Annotated in this window: 15 protein-coding genes; 14 read left to right on the forward strand and 1 reads right to left on the reverse strand. The window is 63.3% G+C overall.

Annotated features, from left to right (window positions below; translation table 11 throughout):
- Positions 1–48: 48 nt before the first annotated feature.
- On the reverse strand, positions 49–303 hold the full coding sequence (locus ACQ4OD_RS18510) for a DUF2790 domain-containing protein (protein WP_139673414.1): 255 nt from the start codon (positions 301–303) through the stop codon (positions 49–51).
- A 407-nt stretch (positions 304–710) separates the two neighbouring features.
- On the opposite strand from ACQ4OD_RS18510, the gene acs reads away from it, so the two are divergent.
- The 14 genes from acs (at position 711) to alaS (ending at position 18,330) form a co-directional block, all read left to right on the forward strand.
- On the forward strand, positions 711–2,672 hold the full coding sequence (gene acs / locus ACQ4OD_RS18515; protein ID WP_139673411.1) for an acetate--CoA ligase: 1,962 nt from the start codon (positions 711–713) through the stop codon (positions 2,670–2,672).
- Positions 2,673–3,216: 544 nt separating this feature from the next.
- A complete protein-coding gene (locus ACQ4OD_RS18520) occupies positions 3,217–4,002 on the forward strand; it encodes an ABC transporter substrate-binding protein (protein ID WP_139673408.1) in 786 nt (261 codons plus the stop codon).
- A gap of 91 nt (positions 4,003–4,093) precedes the next feature.
- Positions 4,094–4,783 (forward strand): ABC transporter permease, encoded by a 690-nt coding sequence (locus ACQ4OD_RS18525; RefSeq protein ID WP_102683094.1) that lies wholly within the window; start codon positions 4,094–4,096, stop codon positions 4,781–4,783.
- Positions 4,780–5,478: an ABC transporter permease gene (locus ACQ4OD_RS18530; RefSeq protein ID WP_102683093.1), complete on the forward strand. Its 699-nt coding sequence runs from the start codon at positions 4,780–4,782 to the stop codon at positions 5,476–5,478. The genes ACQ4OD_RS18525 and ACQ4OD_RS18530 overlap by 4 nt, the downstream gene beginning before the upstream one ends.
- A gap of 22 nt (positions 5,479–5,500) precedes the next feature.
- On the forward strand, positions 5,501–6,265 hold the full coding sequence (locus ACQ4OD_RS18535; RefSeq protein ID WP_023630946.1) for an ABC transporter ATP-binding protein: 765 nt from the start codon (positions 5,501–5,503) through the stop codon (positions 6,263–6,265).
- Positions 6,266–6,366: 101 nt separating this feature from the next.
- Positions 6,367–7,347 (forward strand): transcriptional regulator ArgR, encoded by a 981-nt coding sequence (gene argR / locus ACQ4OD_RS18540; protein WP_038706575.1) that lies wholly within the window; start codon positions 6,367–6,369, stop codon positions 7,345–7,347.
- A 430-nt stretch (positions 7,348–7,777) separates the two neighbouring features.
- A complete protein-coding gene (locus ACQ4OD_RS18545) occupies positions 7,778–8,998 on the forward strand; it encodes an aspartate aminotransferase family protein (protein WP_139673406.1) in 1,221 nt (406 codons plus the stop codon).
- Positions 8,999–9,138: 140 nt separating this feature from the next.
- On the forward strand, positions 9,139–10,158 hold the full coding sequence (gene aruF / locus ACQ4OD_RS18550) for an arginine/ornithine succinyltransferase subunit alpha (protein WP_139673403.1): 1,020 nt from the start codon (positions 9,139–9,141) through the stop codon (positions 10,156–10,158).
- A gap of 55 nt (positions 10,159–10,213) precedes the next feature.
- A complete protein-coding gene (astA, locus tag ACQ4OD_RS18555) occupies positions 10,214–11,242 on the forward strand; it encodes an arginine N-succinyltransferase (RefSeq protein WP_102683090.1) in 1,029 nt (342 codons plus the stop codon).
- Entirely contained in the window at positions 11,243–12,706 is a 1,464-nt protein-coding gene (gene astD, locus ACQ4OD_RS18560; RefSeq protein WP_198754045.1) for a succinylglutamate-semialdehyde dehydrogenase, read from the forward strand.
- 23 nt (positions 12,707–12,729) lie between these two features.
- The gene (astB, locus tag ACQ4OD_RS18565) at positions 12,730–14,079 is read left to right on the forward strand and encodes an N-succinylarginine dihydrolase (RefSeq protein WP_198754046.1); all 1,350 of its coding nucleotides are present in this window, start codon (positions 12,730–12,732) and stop codon (positions 14,077–14,079) included.
- 14 nt (positions 14,080–14,093) lie between these two features.
- Positions 14,094–14,384, forward strand: a complete 291-nt coding sequence (locus tag ACQ4OD_RS18570) for a hypothetical protein (protein ID WP_011534960.1) — start codon at positions 14,094–14,096, stop codon at positions 14,382–14,384.
- Positions 14,385–14,394: 10 nt separating this feature from the next.
- Positions 14,395–15,402: a succinylglutamate desuccinylase gene (gene astE / locus ACQ4OD_RS18575; RefSeq protein ID WP_430944730.1), complete on the forward strand. Its 1,008-nt coding sequence runs from the start codon at positions 14,395–14,397 to the stop codon at positions 15,400–15,402.
- A 303-nt stretch (positions 15,403–15,705) separates the two neighbouring features.
- Entirely contained in the window at positions 15,706–18,330 is a 2,625-nt protein-coding gene (alaS, locus tag ACQ4OD_RS18580) for an alanine--tRNA ligase (protein WP_177486059.1), read from the forward strand.
- The last annotated feature ends 26 nt before the right edge of the window (positions 18,331–18,356 follow it).

The raw sequence follows: 18,356 nt of genomic DNA on the forward strand, positions 1-18,356 counted from the left end.
GAATGCAAAAGTGGTGGGAGGGGCTTGCCTCGCGATAAGCCTATGGCCTCAGCCGTTGGAGCAACCGTTGCCCATCACGCGGTATTCGAGAATGTGCTTCTGGCCCTGGGAGTCCTCATAGGTCATGCGCGCAGGCACCACTTCGCAGACGTTCGGCACTTCGCTCATGGAGATGACGCGGGCGATGTCCAGGTGCTGCGAATAACTGTACTGTTCAACCGGAATCTGCTCGACATCTTTTGCTTCGCCGGCCAGTGCCGCGCCGCAAAGACCGCCAAGTACCAATACCAGTAAAGCTTTCATTTTCAATTTACCTGTCTAAGGTCGTGAGGGGGCGCGCGGCGCTTGTGGCGCCGCGAGTGCAACTAAGTTTCAACTATCAGGATGAGGTGCGGATTAACGTTGCCTTCGTGGGGGCTGTTTCCAAGTTAATCGCTTTGCCGTTGCTGGCGAGGTGAATTCTAGGAGGGTGGCCAGGGCTGAAACAGAGCGGGTTTTGATAAAGTCTTTTGACAGAATCTGTAACAATCCCTGGCAAAGCGCTGCCGTTTCCCGTCTGCGATGGCTGGATGCCATGTGCTAGAGCGGTCGCTGCACATTCGTGGATTGACGGTCCGTCGCGTTACTACCAACGTCGAATGGTCTTTGTCGCTCTGGTACAGTTACAAACGCTTCCATACAAAAACAACTATTACACCGAGGTAACACAGATGAGTGCGGCTCCACTGTATCCCGTTCGTCCCGAGGTTGCGGCCAGTACCCTGACCGATGAGGCCACCTACAAGGCCATGTACCAGCAATCGGTGATCAACCCGGACGGCTTCTGGCGTGAGCAGGCCCAGCGTCTGGACTGGATCAAGCCCTTCACCAAGGTCAAGCAGACCTCGTTCGACGACCACCATGTCGATATCAAATGGTTTGCCGACGGCACTCTGAACGTCTCCTACAACTGCCTGGACCGCCACCTCGAAGAGCGCGGCGACCAACTGGCGATCATCTGGGAAGGCGACGACCCTTCCGAGCATCGCAACATCACCTACCGTGAGCTCCACGAGCAGGTCTGCAAATTCGCCAACGCCCTGCGTGGCCAGGACGTGCACCGCGGTGACGTGGTCACCATCTACATGCCGATGATCCCCGAGGCCGTGGTCGCCATGCTGGCCTGTGCGCGCATTGGCGCGATCCATTCGGTGGTGTTCGGCGGCTTCTCGCCCGAGGCACTGGCCGGTCGGATCATCGACTGCAAGTCCAAGGTGGTGATCACCGCCGACGAAGGCCTGCGTGGTGGCCGCCGTACCCCGCTCAAGGCCAACGTCGACCTGGCCTTGACCAACCCTGAAACCAGCAGCGTGCAAAAGATCATCGTGTGCAAGCGCACCGGTGGCGACATCGCCTGGCACCAGCACCGCGACATCTGGTACGAAGACCTGATGAAGGTCGCCTCCAGCCACTGTGCGCCGAAAGAAATGGGTGCCGAGGAGGCGTTGTTCATCCTCTATACCTCTGGATCCACCGGCAAGCCCAAGGGTGTGCTGCACACTACCGGTGGCTACCTGGTGTATGCCGCGCTGACCCACGAGCGCGTGTTCGACTACCGTCCGGGCGAAGTGTACTGGTGCACCGCCGACGTGGGCTGGGTCACCGGCCACAGCTACATCGTCTATGGCCCGCTGGCCAATGGTGCGACCACGCTGCTGTTCGAAGGCGTGCCGAACTACCCGGACATCACCCGCGTGTCGAAGATCGTCGACAAGCACAAGGTCAACATCCTCTACACCGCGCCGACCGCCATCCGCGCCATGATGGCCGAGGGCGAGGCGGCGGTCGCCGGCGCCGATGGCTCCAGCCTGCGCCTGCTGGGTTCGGTGGGCGAGCCGATCAACCCTGAAGCCTGGAACTGGTACTACAAGACTGTCGGCAAGGAGCGTTGCCCGATCGTCGACACCTGGTGGCAGACCGAGACCGGCGGTATCCTCATCAGCCCGCTGCCGGGCGCCACGGGGCTCAAACCGGGTTCGGCAACCCGTCCGTTCTTCGGCGTGGTACCGGCGCTGGTGGACAACCTGGGCAACCTGATCGACGGCGCCGCCGAGGGCAACCTGGTGATCCTCGATTCCTGGCCGGGCCAGTCGCGTTCGCTGTACGGTGACCACGACCGCTTCGTCGACACCTACTTCAAGACCTTCCGTGGCATGTACTTCACCGGTGACGGTGCCCGTCGCGACGAGGATGGCTACTACTGGATCACCGGTCGCGTGGACGACGTGCTCAACGTTTCTGGCCACCGCATGGGCACCGCCGAGATCGAAAGCGCGATGGTGGCGCATCCGAAGGTCGCCGAGGCTGCAGTGGTGGGCGTGCCGCACGACATCAAGGGGCAGGGCATCTATGTCTATGTCACCCTCAATGCCGGCGAGGAGTCGAGCGAGCAGCTGCGCCTCGAGCTGAAGAACTGGGTGCGCAAGGAGATCGGCCCGATCGCTTCGCCGGATGTGATCCAGTGGGCGCCGGGGCTGCCCAAGACTCGCTCGGGCAAGATCATGCGCCGCATCCTGCGCAAGATTGCCACTGGCGAGTACGGCGCGCTGGGTGATATCTCCACCCTGGCTGATCCAGGGGTGGTGCAGCACCTGATCGACACCCACAAGGCGATGAGCCTGGCCACCGCCTGAGTAGAGCCATCGCGGCAAGCTCGCCCCTGAATGTCGTGGGAGCGGGCCCCGCAATGAGGCCGCCAGCAAAACCCCGCCCGACACCCGGCGGGGTTTTTGCTTTACTGATGCAAACTGTTACTCCGACATTCATCGGTAACCGTCGCTGTCACCGATTTCGCCCAAATGCGGGGCTTGTGGAAACATCTGTGTGCCAAATGAGTGCATTCTGCGAGCATTTCATGCGGGGGTGCACGCTGCACTTGCCGGAATACAAGGCTTTGCCAATAATGGGCCCGCTTATTGCTTTGGGTATAGGTTATTTCTCTTTTGCTCTTGCATATCTCGCAGGAGCTGTCAATATCGCCCGCCGCGGTTCCTGGCGCTTCTGTAATTAGTTGTCGCTTTGAAGAAATATCGACCTCCGGGCTGTCGCTAGAATGCCACTCACTCGCTCGTGGTCTGCGACCTTGGTCGAAACCTGCGCGGCTCGCGCTGTACCTATTCGCATATCGGGCAGCTGTTACAACTGCCTTGTATTGCCCCGTACCGATGGAGTTACCTGATGAAGAAGCTCGCACTGCTTGGCGCCTTGGCGCTTTCCGTGTTTTCCCTGGTATCGCAGGCCGATGAGAAGCCGTTGAAGATCGGTATCGAGGCGGCCTACCCACCCTTCGCCTTCAAGCAGCCCGATGGCAATCTCGCTGGTTTCGACTACGACATCGGCAACGCCCTGTGCGAACAGATGAAAGCCAAGTGCACCTGGGTCGAGCAGGAATTCGACGGCCTGATCCCGGCACTGAAGGTGCGCAAGATCGACGCCATCCTGTCATCCATGTCGATCACCGACGACCGCAAGAAATCGGTCGACTTCACCAAGCGCTACTACCTGACCCCGGCTCGCCTGGTGATGAAGCAAGGCACTACTGTCAGCGACAGCCTGGCTGAGCTGAAGGGCAAGAAGATCGGTGTGCAGCGTGGCTCGATCCACGACCGTTTCGCCAAGGAAGTCCTGGCCCCGCAAGGCGCCACCGTGGTGCCCTACGGCACCCAGAACGAAATCTACCTGGACGTCGCCGCCGGTCGCCTGGACGGCACCGTGGCCGACGCCACCCTGCTCGAGGACGGCTTCCTGAAGACCGACGCCGGCAAGGGCTTCGCCTTCGTGGGGCCGGCTTTCACCGACACCAAGTACTTCGGTGATGGCGTAGGTATTGCCGTGCGCAAGGGCGACACCGCCAACGCCGAGCGCATCAATGCCGCCATCGACGCGATTCGCGCCAACGGCAAATACAAAGAGATCGAGAAGAAGTACTTCAACTTCGACATCTACGGTCCAGACTCGAAGTAAGCCATCGAGTTTCACCTGTGCAATGGTGCAAACAGCAGAATCTCTGAGGTTTGCACCATTTTTCATTCCCAAGCCCTGAGGAATACGAATCATGTTGAAAGGCTATGGGGCAGTCATCCTCGACGGGGCGTGGCTGACGCTGCAGCTCGCCTTGTCGTCGATGGCCCTGGCCATTGTCCTCGGCCTGATTGGCGTGGCGCTGCGCTTGTCGCCGGTACGCTGGTTGGCCTGGCTGGGGGATCTGTACTCCACGGTGATCCGTGGCATCCCTGACCTGGTCCTGATCCTGCTGATCTTCTATGGCGGCCAGGACATCATCAACCGGGTGGCGCCGCTGCTCGGCTATGACGACTATATTGACCTCAATCCCCTGGTCGCCGGCATCGGCACGCTGGGCTTCATCTTTGGCGCGTACCTGTCGGAAACCTTCCGCGGTGCCTTCCTCGGCATCCCCAAGGGCCAGGCAGAGGCGGGCGCGGCCTATGGCATGAGCGGGGTCCAGGTGTTCTTCCGCATCATGGTGCCGCAGATGATCCGTCTGGCGATCCCGGGCTTCACCAACAACTGGCTGGTGCTGACCAAGGCGACCGCGCTGATTTCGGTGGTCGGCCTGCAGGACATGATGTTCAAGGCCAAGCAGGCGGCGGACGCCACCCGCGAACCCTTCACCTTCTTCCTTGCGGTGGCGGCGTTGTACCTGGTGCTGACCAGTGTCTCGCTGCTGGCGCTGAAGTATCTCGAGAAGCGCTACTCGGTGGGCGTCAAGGCGGTTGAGCTATGATCTTCGACTACAACGTCATCTGGGAAGCCATGCCGCTGTACCTGGGCGGTCTGCTGACCACCCTCAAGCTGCTGGCGTTGTCGCTGCTTTTCGGCTTGCTGGCGGCCATCCCGCTGGGCTTGATGCGCGTCTCGAAACAGCCGCTGGTGAACATGAGCGCCTGGCTTTACACCTACGTGATCCGCGGCACGCCGATGCTGGTACAGCTGTTCCTGATCTACTACGGCCTGGCCCAGTTCGAGGCGGTGCGCGAGAGCTTCCTGTGGCCGTGGCTGTCCAGCGCGACCTTCTGCGCCTGTCTGGCCTTCGCCGTCAATACCAGCGCCTACACCGCCGAGATCATTGCCGGTAGCCTCAAGGCCACGCCCCACGGCGAGATCGAGGCGGCCAAGGCTATCGGCATGTCGCGCATGAAGATGTACCGCCGCATCCTGCTGCCGTCCGCGCTGCGCCGGGCGCTGCCGCAGTACAGCAACGAAGTGATCATGATGCTGCAGACCACCAGCCTGGCGTCGATCGTCACCCTGATCGACATCACCGGTGCCGCGCGCACGGTCAACGCCCAGTACTACCTGCCTTTCGAGGCCTACATCACGGCGGGCGTGTTCTACCTGTGCCTGACCTTCATCCTCGTGCGCCTGTTCAAGATGGCCGAACGCCGCTGGCTCGGTTACCTGGCGCCGCGCAAGCACTGACCGCTCTGTGAGATCCGACAGTATGTACAAACTCCAAATCCAAGACCTGCACAAGCGCTACGGCAGCCATGAGGTGCTCAAGGGCGTCTCCCTCGAAGCCAAGGCAGGCGACGTGATCAGCATCATCGGCTCCAGCGGTTCGGGCAAATCGACCTTCCTGCGTTGCATCAACCTGCTCGAGCAGCCGCACGCGGGCAAGATCCTGCTCAACAACGAAGAGCTCAAGCTGGTTGCCGGCAAGGACGGCGCGCTCAAGGCCGCCGATCCGAAGCAGCTGCAACGCATGCGTTCGCGCCTGTCGATGGTGTTCCAGCACTTCAACCTGTGGTCGCACATGACTGCGCTGGAAAACGTCATCGAGGCACCGGTGCACGTGCTGGGCGTCAACAAGAAGGAAGCGCTGGAGAAGGCCGAGCATTACCTGGCCAAGGTCGGTGTGTCCCACCGCAAGGACGCTTTCCCCGGGCACATGTCCGGTGGCGAGCAGCAGCGTGTGGCCATTGCCCGCGCCCTGGCCATGGAGCCGGAGGTGATGCTGTTCGACGAGCCGACTTCGGCGCTGGATCCGGAGCTGGTGGGCGATGTGCTCAAGGTCATGCAATCGCTGGCCCAGGAAGGCCGTACCATGGTCGTGGTCACCCATGAGATGGGCTTTGCCCGCGAGGTTTCCAACCAGCTGGTGTTCCTGCACAAGGGCCTGGTGGAAGAGCGGGGCTGCCCGCGTGAAGTGCTGGTCAATCCGCAGTCGGAGCGCCTCAAGCAGTTCCTTTCCGGCAGCCTGAAGTAAAGGCTGCACTTTGCACCATGATGGGGCATGCTGCGCAACGCACGCAGCATGCCACGGCGCCACAAGCGCGACCCTCCTTTTCAGGTTTCGGACCACGCCCTATGACCACCCAGCGAATCGGATTTCTCATCTGGCCCAGCACCAAGCCGCTGACCCTGGCGCTGGCCGAAGAGGTGTTGCAGGTGGCCCAGCGGGTGCATCCGGACGTGGTCTATACAATGTCCTTCTTGCAGGCCGAGGCCGGGCAGGAGGGCGCCTGGCGCCTGCCGGGCGAAGCGTGGGCCGGCCGCCTGGAGGGCTATCACAAGCTGTTCCTGCTGGCTGATGAACCGCCGGCGGCGATCGGTTCGGCATTGTCCGCCGCGCTCAAGCAGTTGGCGCGCAGCGGTTGCATGATCGGCGGCTTGTCTGCCGGGGTGTACCCGCTGGCCGCCTTGGGCCTGCTTGACGGCTACCGCGCTGCGGTGCACTGGCGCTGGCAGGATGATTTCGCCGAACGTTTCCCCAAGGTGATCGCCACCAGTCACCTGTTCGACTGGGATCGCGATCGCCTGACCGCCTGCGGCGGCATGGCGGTGACCGACCTGCTGCTGGCGGTGCTCGCTCGGGACCACGGGGCGGAACTGGCCGGTGCGGTGTCGGAAGAACTGGTGGTCGAGCGCATTCGCGAAGGTGGCGAGCGCCAGCGTATTCCACTGCAGAACCGCCTGGGCTCCAGCCACCCCAAGCTCACCCAGGCGGTGCTGCTGATGGAGGCCAACATCGAAGAGCCGCTGACCACCGACGAAATCGCCCAGCACGTATGCGTTTCCCGCCGCCAGCTGGAGCGTATCTTCAAGCAGTACCTTAATCGCGTGCCCAGCCAGTACTACCTGGAGCTGCGCCTGAACAAGGCGCGGCAGATGCTGATGCAGACCAGCAAGTCGATCATCCAGATCGGCCTGTCCTGCGGGTTCTCCTCCGGGCCGCATTTCTCCAGCGCGTATCGCAATTTCTTTGGTGCCACGCCGCGCGAAGACCGTAACCAGCGACGTAACAGCAGCCCGTTCGAGCTGAGTTCGGCACCGGCCGAGCGCGGCTGAGATTTCATTGGGGCTGCTCCGCAGCCCATCGCCGGCAAGCCGGCTCCCACCGGTGCGTGTAGGTCTTGGGGGTGATGTGTTCGGGTGTGACCTTATCGCTGGTAACCCAGCACTCATACGGATGGCACCTGGCTTAAGGGTGGCGCGGTCGGGGTGGGAGCCGGCTTGCCGGCGATGGGCGCGCAGCGGCCCTTTCTTCTGAAGTGAACAACCGTTCTCCCAATTTGCGCTGCCATCTCCCCGCGACCTTGTCCTGCCGTTACACTGCGCGATTGCGACACTGTTTGTCGCATTGCCGAAAACCGCGTGAAAACTCGGTTTGGCGCTGTAACAAGTTGTCGCCTGGCAGCAAGGACAGGCGCCGATCAGTCCTTACAATCCCTTCATCGCTCGCCACTTCCAGGCCAGCGTTCCTCTTCAGGAGACTCAGATGTCCGTTGAGCAAGCCCCGGTGCAACGTGCCGATTTCGACCAGGTCATGGTCCCCAACTACTCCCCGGCGGCCTTCATTCCTGTGCGAGGCGAGGGTTCCCGAGTATGGGACCAGTCCGGGCGCGAGCTGATCGATTTTGCTGGCGGCATCGCGGTCAACGCCCTGGGTCACTGCCATCCGGCGCTGGTCAAGGCGCTGACCGAGCAGGCCAATACCCTCTGGCATGTCTCCAACGTGTTCACCAACGAGCCGGCTTTGCGCCTGGCGCACAAGCTGGTGGATGCGACCTTTGCCGAGCGCGCGTTCTTCTGCAACTCCGGCGCCGAAGCCAACGAGGCCGCCTTCAAGCTGGCCCGCCGTGTCGCCCATGACCGCTTCGGTCCCGAGAAGCACGAAATCATCGCCACTGTGAACAGCTTCCACGGTCGCACCCTGTTCACCGTCAGCGTCGGTGGCCAGCCCAAGTATTCCGACGGCTTCGGCCCGAAGATCACCGGCATCAGCCATGTGCCGTACAACGACCTGGAAGCGTTGAAGGCGCAGATCTCCGACAAGACCTGCGCCGTGGTCATCGAGCCGATCCAGGGCGAGAGCGGTGTGGTGCCGGCCGACAAGGCCTACCTGGAAGGCGCGCGCAAGCTGTGCGACGAACACAACGCGCTGCTGATCTTCGATGAAGTGCAGACCGGCGTCGGTCGCACCGGCTCGCTGTATGCCTATCAGCACTACGGCGTCACTCCGGATATCCTGACCAGCGCCAAGAGCCTGGGCGGCGGCTTCCCGATCGGTGCCATGCTGACCACCAGCGACCTGGCCAAGCATCTGGCCGTCGGCACCCACGGCACCACCTACGGCGGCAACCCGCTGGGCTGTGCCGTGGCCTGCGCCGTGCTGGATGTGGTCAATACCCCGCAGACGCTGGCCGGCATCAAGGCCAAGCACGAACGCTTCAAGACCCGCCTGGAGAAGATCGGCCAGGAAACCGGCCTGTTCACCCTGGTGCGCGGTGTCGGCCTGCTGATCGGCTGTGTGCTCAGTGACGCCTGGAAGGGCAAGGCCAAGGACATCCTCAACGCCGCCGAGAAGGAAGGCGTGATGGTCCTGCAGGCAGGTCCCGATGTCGTGCGCTTCGCCCCGAGCCTGGTGGTCGAGGACCGCGATATCGATGAAGGCCTGGAGCGCTTCGAGCGCGCTGTGCGCAAACTGACCCAGGGCTGATCCTGCGGTGCTGTCGCCGGCCTCGAGCGAGGCCGGTGATACCTGATTCCAGTGCGGGCACCTGCTTGCAGGTAGTGGCGCGTGCCCGCCGTTTTTTCGTGCCGAGGTGATCGGCCCGCTTTCCCGAAAGGAGTGACACCATGCTGGTGATGCGCCCCGCGCAAATGGCTGATCTGAACGAAGTGCAGCGCATGGCTGCCGACAGCCCCATTGGTGTCACCTCGCTGCCGGACGACGCTGGGCGTCTGGGCGACAAGATCGCCGCGTCGGAAACCTCTTTTGCCGCCGAGGTCAGCTTCAACGGCGAGGAGAGCTACTTTTTCGTGCTCGAGGACAGCGCCACCGGCAAGCTGGTCGGCTGCTCGGCCATCGTCGCCTCGGCCGGCTACTCCGAGCCGTTCTACAGCTTCCGCAACGAGACCTTCGTGCACGCCTCCCGCGAGCTGAAGATCCACAACAAGATCCACGTCCTGTCGCTGTGCCACGACCTTACCGGCAACAGCCTGCTGACCAGCTTCTACGTGGTGCCAGAGCTGGTGACCAGCGCCTTCGCCGAGCTCAACTCGCGTGGTCGCCTGCTGTTCATGGCCTCGCACCCGGAGCGCTTCGCCGAGTCGGTGGTGACCGAGATCGTCGGTTACAGCGACGAGCAGGGCGAGTCACCGTTCTGGGACGCCATCGGCCGCAACTTCTTCGACCTCAATTACGCTGATGCCGAGCGCCTGTGTGGCCTGAAGAGCCGCACTTTCCTCGCCGAACTGATGCCGCACTACCCGATCTATGTGCCGCTGTTGCCGGACGCCGCGCAGGAAGCCATGGGCCAGGTGCACCCGCGGGCGCAGATCACCTTCGACATCCTCATGCGCGAAGGCTTCGAGACCGAGCACTACATCGACATCTTTGACGGCGGCCCGACCCTGCATGCCCGTGCCTCGGGCATACGCTCCATCGCCCAGAGCCGGGTGGTGCCGGTCAAGCTCGACGAGTCGCCGGTCAAGGGCGGCCGTCCGTACCTGGTGTGCAACGGCCAGTTGCAGGATTACCGCGCCGTGCTGCTGGAACTGGACTGGGTTCCGGGTAAGCCGGTCAACCTCAGCGGCGAAGCCGCCGAGGCCCTGGGTGTCGGCGAAGGCGCCAGCGTGCGCCTGGTCGCGGTCTGAAACGCCGCAACAGAGAGTTTCGCGGCAGGCACAGACCGCCGCACAAGGAGATAGCATGATCGTTCGTCCTGTACGCAGCAGCGATTTACCCGCGCTGATCGAGTTGGCCCGCAGTACCGGCACCACCGGGCTGACCACCCTGCCTGCCAACGAGGATCGCCTCGGCCAGCGGGTCGGCTGGGCGGAAAAGAGCTTCCGCGGCGAAGCCGAGCGCGGCGACACCGACTACTTGTTCGTGCTGGAGAACGACGAGGGCCTGGTGGTCGGCATCAGCGCCATCGCCGGCGCCGTCGGCCTGCGCGAGCCCTGGTATAACTACCGGGTCGGCCTGACCGTCAGTGCCTCCCAGGAATTGAACATCTACCGCGAGATTCCCACGCTGTTCCTGGCCAACGACCTGACCGGCAACTCCGAGTTGTGTTCGCTGTTCCTGCGCAGTGATTACCGCAGCGGGCTCAATGGCCGTCTACTGTCCAAGGCGCGCATGCTGTTCATCGCCGAGTTCCCGCAGCTGTTCGGCAACAAGATCATCGCCGAGATGCGCGGTATGTCCGATGAGGTAGGCCGTTCGCCATTCTGGGAAAGCCTGGGCCGGCACTTCTTCAAGATGGAGTTCAGCCAGGCCGATTACCTCACCGGCGTGGGCAACAAGTCGTTCATCGCCGAGCTGATGCCCAAGTTCCCGCTGTACACCTGCTTCCTCTCGGAAGCGGCGCGCAACGTCATCGGCCGCGTGCACACCGACACCGAGCCGGCGCTGGCCATGCTCAAGCGCGAAGGCTTCAACTACCAGGGCTACGTCGACATCTTCGACGCAGGCCCCGCCATCGAGTGCGAGACCTCGAAGATCCGCGCCGTGCGTGACAGCGAGACCCTGGTGCTGGCCGTTGGTACACCAGGCGACGACGCCACCCCTTTCATCATCCACAACCGCAAGCGCGAAGACTGCCGCATCACGGCCGCGCCGGCGCGCCTGGCCGCAGGCACCCTGGTGGTCGATCCGCAGACCGCCAAACGCCTGCGCCTGGGCGCCGGTGACAACGTGCGCGCCGTGCCACTGTCCGCCGGTCGGGAGGCCCAGTAAATGAAGACGCACTACATTGCCGGCCAATGGCTGGCTGGCCAGGGCGAAGCCCTGCAGTCGCTCAACCCCGTCACCCAGGCGGTGATCTGGCAAGGGCAGGGCGCCGATGCTGCACAGGTAGACAATGCCGTGCAGGCTGCCCGTCAGGCGTTCCCCGGCTGGGCGTCGCTGAGCCTGGATGCGCGTATTGGCGTGCTGGAGACCTTCGCCGAGAAGCTCAAGGCCAATGCCGAGGCGCTGTCGCGCTGCATTGGCGAAGAAACCGGCAAGCCGCTATGGGAATCGGCCACCGAAGTGACCAGCATGGTCAACAAAGTCGCCATTTCGGTGCAGAGCTACCGTGAGCGTACCGGCGAGAAGAGCGGCCCGCTGGCCGACGCCACTGCCGTGCTGCGCCACAAGCCTCATGGCGTGGTGGCGGTGTTTGGCCCGTACAACTTCCCCGGTCATTTGCCCAACGGCCATATCGTTCCGGCGCTGCTGGCCGGCAACTGCGTGGTGTTCAAACCCAGCGAGCTGACCCCCAAGGTTGCCGAGCTGACGGTCAAGTGCTGGGTTGAGGCTGGGTTGCCGGCTGGCGTGCTCAACCTGATCCAGGGCGCCCGTGAAACTGGCGCGGCGCTGGCCGGAAATCCTGGTATCGACGGTCTGTTCTTCACCGGCTCCAGCCGTACCGGCAACCTGCTGCACCAGCAGTTCGCCGGCCGCCCGGACAAGATCCTGGCCCTGGAGATGGGCGGCAACAACCCGCTGCTGGTCGACGAGGTCAAGGACTTGGACGCGGCGGTGTACACCATCATCCAGTCGGCCTTCATCTCCGCCGGCCAGCGTTGCACCTGTGCCCGCCGCCTGTTGGTGCCGCAGGGCGCCTGGGGCGACGCGCTGATCCAGCGCCTGGTCGAGGTGAGCCGCAGCATCAGTGTCGGCGCATTCGACCAGCAGCCCGCGCCGTTCATGGGTTCGGTGATTTCGCTGCAGGCGGCTCGCGCCCTGCTGGCGGCCCAGGCCGAACTGCTCGGCAAGGGCGCAGTGGCGCTGCTGGAGATGACCCAGCCGCAGGCTGACGCCGCCTTGCTTACCCCCGGCATCATCGATGTCACTGCGGTGGCCGGGCGCCCGGACGAGGAGTTCTTCGGCCCATTGCTGCAGGTGATCCGTTACACCGATTTCGATGCGGCAATCGAGGAAGCCAACAATACCCAGTACGGCCTGGCTGCTGGCCTGTTATCGGATTCCAACGCCCGCTACCAGCACTTCTGGCTGCGCAGTCGCGCCGGCATCGTCAACTGGAACAAGCAACTGACCGGCGCCGCCAGCAGCGCGCCGTTCGGTGGCGTCGGTGCCAGTGGCAACCACCGCGCCAGCGCCTACTACGCGGCGGACTACTGCGCCTACCCCGTGGCTTCGCTGGAGACCGCGAATCTCGTACTGCCGGCGACCCTGACGCCGGGCGTCACCCTATAACAACAGGTCTCGGAGCCTTGCCGATGAAATCCTTTGAAGTGAATTTTGATGGCCTGGTGGGGCCAACCCACAACTACGGCGGCCTGTCTTACGGCAACGTGGCCTCGCAGAGCAACAGCCAGCAGGGTTCCAACCCGCGCGAGGCGGCGCGCCAGGGCCTGGCGAAGATGAAGGCGCTGATGGAAATGGGCTTCAAGCAGGGCGTGCTGGCCCCGCAGGAGCGCCCGGACGTGGCCGCATTGCGTCGCCTCGGCTTCACCGGCAACGACGCCGAAGTGATCCAGCGTGCCGCCAAGGAGGCCATGCCGCTGCTGGTTGCCAGCTGTTCGGCGTCGAGCATGTGGGTGGCCAACGCCGCCACTGTCAGCCCTAGTGCCGACACTGCGGACGGTCGTGTGCACTTCACCGCCGCCAACCTGAACTGCAAGTACCATCGCAGCATCGAGCACCCGACTACCAGCCGGGTGCTGGACGCCATGTTCAACGATGACAAGCACTTCGCTCACCACCCGGCCTTGCCGGCCGTGGCGCAGTTCGGTGACGAAGGCGCAGCGAACCATACGCGTTTCTGCCGTGCCTATGGCGAAGCGGGTGTCGAGTTCTTCGTCTACGGCCGTAGCGCCTTCGACAGCCGCTACCCAGCGCCGCAGAAGTACCCGGCGCGCCAGACTCTGGAGGCTTCCCAGGCTGTCGCCCGCCTGCATGGGTTGAGCGCTGACGGCGTGGTCTACGCTCAACAGAACCCGGCAGTGATCGACCAGGGCGTGTTCCACAACGACGTGATCTCGGTAGGCAACGGCGAGGTGCTGTTCTACCACGAGGACGCCTTCCTCGAGACCGATGCGGTGCTTGGCCAACTGCAGGCTAAACTGGCCAGCAAGGGTGGCCGCTTCCAGGGTATCTGCGTGCCGCGCGCGGCGGTGACGGTGGAGGACGCGGTGCGTTCCTATCTGTTCAACAGTCAGTTGCTCAGCCGCGAAGACGGCTCGATGCTGTTGGTGGTGCCGGAAGAGTGCCGCAACAACGAGCGCGTCTGGGCGTATCTGGGGCAACTGACCAGCCAGGGCGGCCCGGTGACGGAGGTCAAGGTGTTCGACCTCAAGCAGAGCATGCAGAACGGCGGTGGCCCGGCTTGCCTGCGCTTGCGCGTGGCGTTGAAGGAAAACGAACTGGCAGCGGTCAACCAAGGCGTTATCATGACCGCCCCGCTGTACGACACCCTGGTGCAATGGGTCGACAAGCACTACCGCGATCGCCTCGGCGAGACCGACCTGGCCGACCCGCAGTTGCTGGTGGAATGCCGCACGGCACTGGATGAACTGACTCAGCTCCTCAAGCTGGGTTCGGTCTATCCGTTCCAACGCCAACCTTGAAGAGAGAAATTGCAATGTCCGACGCCCTGCGCCTGATCCTGGAAGATGAAGACGGCACCCAGCTGGAAACCTCGTGCACCCGTTTTGCCGTGGTCTGGCAAGGCAAGGAAGTGTGGATCCAGCAGGACGGCCGCGGCCAACTGCTGATCGGCGTCGATGTCGAGGAAGACGACACCGAGTACGCCAACCTGCTGCTGCGCCCGATGGCCACCAACCTGGTCAGCCTGCAACTGGAAATGGAACCGGCCGATGTCGCCGGTGACGACGACCACGTCCATGGCCCGGACTGCGGCCACCACCACTAAGGAAGCGCCTATGCTCGCCCTTGGCAAACTGCTTGAGCTGACCCTGACCGATCACGAACCGGCCGAGAAGACCCAAGTGACCACCCGGGGCGTGCGTTTGCGCTGGCTGGGGGAGGGTGCGCTGGAAGTGCGCCCGCCCGAAGGTGAGGATTGCGGGCTCGACCTGCTGCTGTCGGCCGGTATCCATGGCAACGAGACAGCGCCGATCGAGTTGCTCGAAAGGCTGCTGCACGGCGTGGCCAACGGCAAGATCAAGCCACGTGCACGAGTGCTGTTCCTGTTCGGCAATCCGGCGGCGATCCGCAAGGGTGAGCGTTTCATCGAACAGGACATCAACCGTCTGTTCAATGGCCGGCATGAACTCTCCAGTGGCTTCGAGGCGCTGCGCGCCGCGGAGCTGGAGCAGTTCGCCCGGGTGTTCTTCAGCAAGCCCGAACGCACCCGCCTGCACTACGACCTGCATACCGCCATTCGTGGGTCCAAGATCGAGCAGTTCGCGCTGTACCCCTACAAGGAGGGGCGCCTGCACTCTCGTCGAGAGCTGGCGCGTCTGGCAGCGGCCGGCATGCAGGCGGTACTGCTGCAGAGCAAGTCGTCGATCACCTTCAGCGCCTTCACCTATGAGCAGCTCGATGCCGAAGCCTTTACCCTGGAGCTCGGCAAGGCACGGCCGTTCGGGCAGAACGAGGAGGTCAATCTCGACAGGCTCGAAGCGCGTCTGATCCAGCTCATCGAAGATACCGAACCGGTAACCGAGCAGTCCCTGGATGGCCTCAAGCTGTTCAGTGTCGCCCGCGAGATCATCAAGCACAGCGACAGTTTCCGCCTGCACCTGCCGGCGGACATCGAGAACTTCGCCGAGCTGAAAAAGGGCGATCTGCTGGCCGAGGATCTAGCCGAGACGCGTTGGGTGGTGGAGGAGGAGGGCGCACGAATCATCTTCCCCAACCCCAAGGTGAAGAACGGGCTGCGCGCCGGCATTCTGATCGTCCCGGATTCGGGGCAACGCCTGGCCTGATTCCCTTAGGCGCGGGGCAAGCCCGCGCCTGCGATTTTGGATCCCTTCGGTGATGAAATTCTTTTAATTCACCAACCTGTTAATTTTCCCTGTCCCGGGACCGTAATTGGCTTGCCAGTAGCGAAACGCTGGCGATAGCATCGCGGTCATGCCGTTTTCAATTGCTTTAGCCCTGCAAGCCGTCCAATCGACGGTTTCTATCGCATAAACACACTGCACCGAGACTGCAGGACCGATATAATGCGGCCCTTTGCCGTCGTTTCGTCGATTCGACGTGTGGCCGCCGTTTCCGTGGAAGAACCTATGAAAAGCGCAGAAATCCGTGAAGCCTTCCTCCGCTTCTTCGAAGAGCAGGGACATACTCGCGTTGCCTCCAGCTCCCTGATCCCGGGCAATGACCCGACCCTGCTGTTCACCAACGCCGGCATGAACCAGTTCAAGGACTGCTTCCTCGGCCAGGAAAAGCGCGCCTACACCCGCGCCGTGAGCAGCCAGAAGTGCGTGCGCGCCGGTGGCAAGCACAACGACCTGGAAAACGTCGGCTACACCGCCCGCCACCATACGTTCTTCGAGATGCTGGGCAACTTCAGCTTCGGCGACTATTTCAAGCGCGATGCCATCACCTTCGCCTGGACCTTCCTGACCTCGGACAAGTGGCTGAACCTGCCCAAGGAAAAGCTGTGGGTCACCGTCTACGCCAGCGACGACGAAGCCTACGACATCTGGACCAAGGAAGTCGGCGTCCCCGCCGAGCGCATGGTGCGCATCGGCGACAACAAGGGCGCCCCATACGCTTCCGACAATTTCTGGACCATGGGCGATACCGGCCCGTGCGGCCCGTGCACCGAGATCTTCTACGACCACGGCGCTGATATCTGGGGCGGCCCACCCGGCTCGCCGGAAGAAGACGGCGATCGCTACATCGAGATCTGGAACAACGTCTTCATGCAGTTCAACCGCACCGCCGATGGTGTGCTGCACCCGCTGCCCGCCCCGTCGGTAGATACTGGCATGGGCCTGGAGCGCATCAGTGCGGTGATGCAGCATGTGCACTCGAACTACGAGATCGACCTGTTCCAGAGCCTGCTGGCCGCCGCCGCCGAAGCCATCGGCTGCAGCAACGACGACCAACCGTCGCTGAAGGTGGTCGCCGACCATATCCGCTCCTGCGGCTTCCTGATTGCCGACGGTGTGTTGCCGTCCAACGAAGGCCGTGGCTACGTGCTGCGCCGCATCATTCGCCGCGCCTGCCGCCACGGCAACAAGCTAGGCGCCAAGGGCAGCTTCTTCCACAAGATCGTCGCCGCCCTGGTCGCCGAGATGGGCGAAGCCTTCGCTGAGCTGAAGAGCCAGCAGGCACACATCGAGCGCGTGCTCAAGACCGAGGAAGAGCAGTTCGCCAAGACCCTCGAGCAGGGCCTGCGTATCCTCGAGCAGGACCTGGCCCAACTGCAGGGCAAGGTCGTCCCGGGCGACGTGGTGTTCAAGCTGTACGACACCTACGGCTTCCCCATGGACCTCACCGCCGACATCGCCCGCGAGCGCGAGCTGACCATCGACGAAGCCGGCTTCGAGCGTGAAATGGAAGCCCAGCGCGAGCGTGCCCGTTCCGCCAGCGCCTTCGGCATGGACTACAACAGCCTGGTCAAGGTCGACACCGCCACCGACTTCCTCGGCTACGACACCACCGAAGGGCAGGGCAAGATCGTCGCCCTGTACAAGGATGGCCAGTCGGTCGACCAGTTGGGCGAAGGCGAGGAGGGTGTGGTCGTGCTCGACCGCACGCCGTTCTATGCCGAGTCCGGTGGCCAGGTCGGCGACAGCGGCTACCTGCAGGCCGGCGCCGCGCGCTTCGACGTGCGCGATACCACCAAGACCGGTGGTGCTTTCCTGCACCACGGCGTGGTCGCCAGCGGTGCTTTGGTCATCGGCTCGCCGGTCGAGGCCAAGGTCGATGCCGAGGTGCAGCACGCCACCTCGCTGAACCACTCGGCCACTCACCTGTTGCACGAAGCGTTGCGCCAGGTGCTGGGCGATCACGTGCAGCAGAAGGGCTCGCTGGTCGACAGCCAGCGCCTGCGTTTCGACTTCAGCCACTTCGAGGCGGTCAAGCCAGAGCAGATCAAGGCCCTGGAAGACATCGTCAACCGCGAAGTGCGCAGGAACACCCCGGTCGAGACCGAGCTGACCGATATCGAAACTGCCAAGGCCAAGGGCGCCATGGCGCTGTTCGGTGAGAAATATGGCGACACCGTGCGCGTGCTGAGCATGGGCGGTGATTTCTCCGTCGAGCTGTGCGGCGGCATCCATGCCAAGCGCACTGGCGATATCAGTCTGTTCAAGATTGTCAGCGAAGGCGGCGTGGCCTCTGGCGTGCGCCGTATCGAAGCGGTCACCGGCGCCGCGGCGCTGGCCTACCTGAACGCTGCCGAAGAGCAGGTCAAGGAAGCCGCGCAGCTGGTCAAGGGCAACCGCGACAACCTGATCGACAAGCTGTCGGCTGTGCTCGAGCGCAACCGCCAGCTGGAAAAGCAGCTCGAGCAGCTGCAGGCCAAGGCCGCCAGCGCCGCCGGGGACGATCTCTCCAACGCGGCCGTTGAGGTCAAGGGTGCCAAGGTCCTCGCCGCCCGCCTGGATGGGCAGGATGGCAAGGCCCTGCTGGCGCTCGTCGATCAGCTGAAGAACAAGCTCGGCCATGCAGTGATCCTGCTGGGCAGTGAGCATGAGGGCAAGGTCGTGCTGGTGGCTGGCGTGACCAAGGACCTCTCCAGCCAACTCAAGGCTGGCGATCTGATGAAACAAGCCGCTGCGGCGGTCGGAGGCAAGGGCGGTGGTCGCCCTGACATGGCCCAGGGTGGTGGCGTCGACGTCGCCGCGCTGGACAAGGCCCTGGCCCTGGCAGTGCCGTTCGCCGAGCAGGGACTTTGAGATGAGGCGGCCGGCGGTCTATTCGC

Source organism: Pseudomonas sp. WC1 (genome assembly GCF_050586565.1).
Classification (GTDB): Bacteria; Pseudomonadota; Gammaproteobacteria; order Pseudomonadales; family Pseudomonadaceae; genus Aquipseudomonas.

Coding starts and splice junctions, on each gene's coding strand:
- ACQ4OD_RS18545 (WP_139673406.1), top strand. CDS start 7,778: ATGTCCGTTGAGCAAGCCCCGGTGCAACGTGCCGATTTCGACCAGGTC.
- alaS (WP_177486059.1), top strand. CDS start 15,706: ATGAAAAGCGCAGAAATCCGTGAAGCCTTCCTCCGCTTCTTCGAAGAG.
- argR (WP_038706575.1), top strand. CDS start 6,367: ATGACCACCCAGCGAATCGGATTTCTCATCTGGCCCAGCACCAAGCCG.
- ACQ4OD_RS18510 (WP_139673414.1), bottom strand. CDS start 303: ATGAAAGCTTTACTGGTATTGGTACTTGGCGGTCTTTGCGGCGCGGCA.
- ACQ4OD_RS18525 (WP_102683094.1), top strand. CDS start 4,094: ATGTTGAAAGGCTATGGGGCAGTCATCCTCGACGGGGCGTGGCTGACG.
- ACQ4OD_RS18570 (WP_011534960.1), top strand. CDS start 14,094: ATGTCCGACGCCCTGCGCCTGATCCTGGAAGATGAAGACGGCACCCAG.
- acs (WP_139673411.1), top strand. CDS start 711: ATGAGTGCGGCTCCACTGTATCCCGTTCGTCCCGAGGTTGCGGCCAGT.
- ACQ4OD_RS18520 (WP_139673408.1), top strand. CDS start 3,217: ATGAAGAAGCTCGCACTGCTTGGCGCCTTGGCGCTTTCCGTGTTTTCC.
- aruF (WP_139673403.1), top strand. CDS start 9,139: ATGCTGGTGATGCGCCCCGCGCAAATGGCTGATCTGAACGAAGTGCAG.
- astB (WP_198754046.1), top strand. CDS start 12,730: ATGAAATCCTTTGAAGTGAATTTTGATGGCCTGGTGGGGCCAACCCAC.
- astA (WP_102683090.1), top strand. CDS start 10,214: ATGATCGTTCGTCCTGTACGCAGCAGCGATTTACCCGCGCTGATCGAG.
- ACQ4OD_RS18530 (WP_102683093.1), top strand. CDS start 4,780: ATGATCTTCGACTACAACGTCATCTGGGAAGCCATGCCGCTGTACCTG.
- ACQ4OD_RS18535 (WP_023630946.1), top strand. CDS start 5,501: ATGTACAAACTCCAAATCCAAGACCTGCACAAGCGCTACGGCAGCCAT.
- astE (WP_430944730.1), top strand. CDS start 14,395: ATGCTCGCCCTTGGCAAACTGCTTGAGCTGACCCTGACCGATCACGAA.
- astD (WP_198754045.1), top strand. CDS start 11,243: ATGAAGACGCACTACATTGCCGGCCAATGGCTGGCTGGCCAGGGCGAA.